The following is a 3,250-nucleotide window of genomic DNA, read 5'->3' on the forward strand; positions in this document are numbered from 1 at the left end:
GAATAGTTTTTGCGTTTTCGTTTCATGGTGAATTCCTCCTTGTGAGTAAACTAACTCAAATGGGGGAATTCTCCAATTCGCGCTGAACCAAAACAATCGTATTCTCCTTTCTTTTTGTTTCCGCGAAAAATGAAAGCGAAAGGATATACGATGGCCTGCTCTTGCCAAGTCTTATCCGAAATTACAGAAAAAAAGGTACACTAACTGATTAACAAAAAGTGCTTAACAGCGAGCATTAAATGTACCATCACCTTGACGAAGTCACACACCATGACATTACGCCCGCCGAATTCTTCTTTGAGCAAGCCGATGAACTTCTCAAGTGGAGATCAAGGATGACGAGACTTGGTTGGAGATTGAGTCCAAAAGAACCCAGCAACAGCTATTACCGCTGAAAATACCAGTACCAGAACACGCTCCAGAATAGAAATTATAACAGCAGTAGATGGCGGTATCAGCATTAGGGAAGAAGTTACAGCAAGCAATAGTTCTCTAATGCCGAGACCTGCAGGTGTGATTGCAATGAATAGGCTGATCAACATACTTGCTGATAAAACGAGAGCTATTGAAAAAGATATCTCAGTATCTGACATATTGAATAGGATCTGAAATCTCCATGTCATAAGAGCTATCGCCAGAAACCTTAAAATTGTAACACTTAAAAAAGTGATCGGGTGCTGTTTACACTTGGCAATAGCATCGCTTAGAATCCTGATGTTCTTGTTAATTTTTGTAGAAAAAAAATGCACGTTTGGAATACGAATAAATAGCATTGCTAACGTAAATATCCCGGCAAAAATAAGCACCGTGCTTGCGAGAAAATATTGCGAGGATATAGATTGCGTGAAGAGAAGAGCTATTCCAGCTGCCATTAAGGTTGTTCCCAAAGCCAATAGATTCTGAGCTGTAAATACTGCAGCATAATGAAAAATCGGAATGTTGTACTTTAAGCGAAGTAGACTTGCAGTATAGATTGTGCCAGCCTTGAATGGTAGATAATTCAGGACGTTTTGCTGTGCTAATAATTTATATAAAGCGAATACCGGAATATTATACCCGATAGAATTATAATGTAGTTTTTCACATATTGTACGTATTCCAATTTGCCCGCCAATTGTTAAAAAGACGATAATTGCCTCCACTAGACCAAGTTCTGTGGCAAGTTGTGCCGCCTGATTTCTGTGATAATAAGCATATGTGCTGAGGATTATTATGCAGAGGGAGAGAATTATTCCTTGAAATAATTTGTTGTATTTCGAGAAAAGCACCGTTTAATTCTCCGAGGCCATGTCGATAGCATCAACCTCTGCAATATAAATGACTTGATAAGATAATCCTATAGGGCATGGTATGCAGAACCAGGGTGTCAATAAGCCCACACCCTGAATTTTTGATACGGAATAACCCGTACTCTCCAACATCCTGCAAACCCAGCGAGGAGGGAAGTAATAGGCATGCTCTTTGGTGTAGTAAAAGCGTTCGCTCAAGAACCACTCAAAAAAAATACAGGGCCAGGAAAGGGGGTTGGGGGTTGAAACAATCAGAAGCCCACCCAAGTTTAAATATGTTTTTAAAGAACGCAAAAAAGCATAAGGGTTTTCCAAGTGCTCAATAAATTCTCCGGCAATAATATTGTCGTACTTGCGACCTGGAATTAATTTTACGAGCTGAGTTGCATCCCCAGTTAGTTCAACATCATAATTGGTCGTTCCTAAAGGTGGACGGAGGTCAACTCCTGTAATATGGCTAGAAGAGAAAAATGGATTTGGGTGCTGAGCATAGCCAATATCGAGGATACTACCGGCCCGGCAATGGCGAGCGATTTTCTCGAGCCTTTTGTTCTCGTAATGCTCGAAGCTTAATCTTTTTCTCAATGTAATGAAGCTCCAATTCAGGTGAAGAACTTTATCATCCAGCGGGGTGATGAAAGTTGGTTTTGTCATTTAGCATAATGAAAAGTGCCTACGAATCACAAACATCCATCTCGAGCTGCCTCCTCCACGATATCAACTATGAAGCGTGTCACGTCTATTTTATCCTGTAGCATACAATCCCGCTTTCTGATCCATTTTCTCTTGCTGTCCGGATCTCTCAGTATTTCGAGCCCCTTTGACAAACCGTCAACCTGACACGTATTAGGACTTGAGAACGTAAAGGCCAGACCATAGCGACGCTCCTGCTCGCTTGTATAACTGCGGATCGATGTAGAAATAAAAACAGCGGGTGTACCGAGACATGCGGCCTCGCTTGCCATTGTAGCGCTTTCGCCTATAAAAAGTCGCGCATACGCAAGCAGGTGGTGCATGAGTTCCGGTCGTATTGTAACCTGATAACGCGCTAGAAAATCTGGAAGTCCTCTTTCGGAGCTAATAAGGACTCTGCCGTATCTGCTGAGCTTCTCAACCATATCTACAACATCGCTGATTCCTTTGTCGTTAAGATCGTGGGTTGCTTGCCACAAGACGAGTCTCATTATGATAAAATTGTCGCCCGGCAACAGCCCAAAAGGTAACAATGCTTCGGGGTCTGGTCGGAACCGATTCGGATGCGTGTAAGCCAACTCGTGGTATCCAGGGTACATGAAATGTTTTCTTTTCGGTACCCAGCCTTTGTAGCAATCAGGAGTCAACACCTTTGTAGCGAACGGATACGTCAGTCTGTTCTGTAGGTTAGCGTGCTCTGTGTCATAAAATACAAGCGACGGTATGCGCAAGAATAATCCCGCATGCGCCACGAAGATTCCTCCTACGGCACACATAACATCGGGCCTGACTTTTTGCGCATAGTGGATAAGTGCCAAGTCGCGCTGAATGAGTTCACGTCCCAGGCCCAGAAGACCTCCCTTATAAAGCTGTCCTAATTCCTTGTGCTTCCAACCAAAGGCAGTGATTAGATCGATAGTGATGTCCTTCTTACGAGTGGTAATAAAAACCTCATGCCCGTGTTTTTTCCATTCGGTTATAGCGTTTCTGAAAAAATGAAAATGAGCTGGGTGAGTTATGTCTACGAGAATTTTCATGCGAAGTGAACTCGGACAGAAACCGTCAATCGCTTTTTCACCTCACGTGAACAAACGCAAATCAGGCTCATCCGCATTAAATGCACTTTGTAAAGGAATCGAAGCACGTATTAGAAAAAAGAACAATAAATCAATCCACTAGTGTCCGATTGTTAATCGAATAAATTCAGTTGCTTATTGGGGCACCTGGTCTCTTGATTGTAATCTCTTTCAGTAACTAATTGATAAAAC

Annotated in this window: 3 protein-coding genes; all 3 read right to left on the reverse strand. The window is 42.3% G+C overall.

The window, feature by feature from the left end:
- Positions 1-329: 329 nt before the first annotated feature.
- The 3 genes from BUC26_RS22275 to BUC26_RS22285 are packed head-to-tail and all read right to left on the reverse strand — an operon-like array spanning position 330 to position 3,019.
- Positions 330-1,268, reverse strand: coding sequence for a lysylphosphatidylglycerol synthase domain-containing protein (locus BUC26_RS22275; RefSeq protein ID WP_073379599.1), 939 nt, complete (start codon positions 1,266-1,268; stop codon positions 330-332).
- Between the two features lie 3 nt (positions 1,269-1,271).
- Positions 1,272-1,943, reverse strand: coding sequence for a class I SAM-dependent methyltransferase (locus BUC26_RS22280; protein ID WP_073379601.1), 672 nt, complete (start codon positions 1,941-1,943; stop codon positions 1,272-1,274).
- 26 nt (positions 1,944-1,969) lie between these two features.
- Entirely contained in the window at positions 1,970-3,019 is a 1,050-nt protein-coding gene (locus BUC26_RS22285) for a DUF354 domain-containing protein (RefSeq protein ID WP_073379603.1), read from the reverse strand.
- Between the last annotated feature and the right edge of the window lie 231 nt (positions 3,020-3,250).

The organism is Desulfofustis glycolicus DSM 9705 (assembly GCF_900130015.1).
GTDB classification, from domain to species: Bacteria; Desulfobacterota; Desulfobulbia; order Desulfobulbales; family Desulfocapsaceae; genus Desulfofustis; species Desulfofustis glycolicus.

What these genes read in the sequence shown, in the direction of transcription:
- BUC26_RS22280 (WP_073379601.1), bottom strand. Translation starts at nt 1,943, where the DNA reads ATGACAAAACCAACTTTCATCACCCCGCTGGATGATAAAGTTCTTCAC.
- BUC26_RS22285 (WP_073379603.1), bottom strand. Translation starts at nt 3,019, where the DNA reads ATGAAAATTCTCGTAGACATAACTCACCCAGCTCATTTTCATTTTTTC.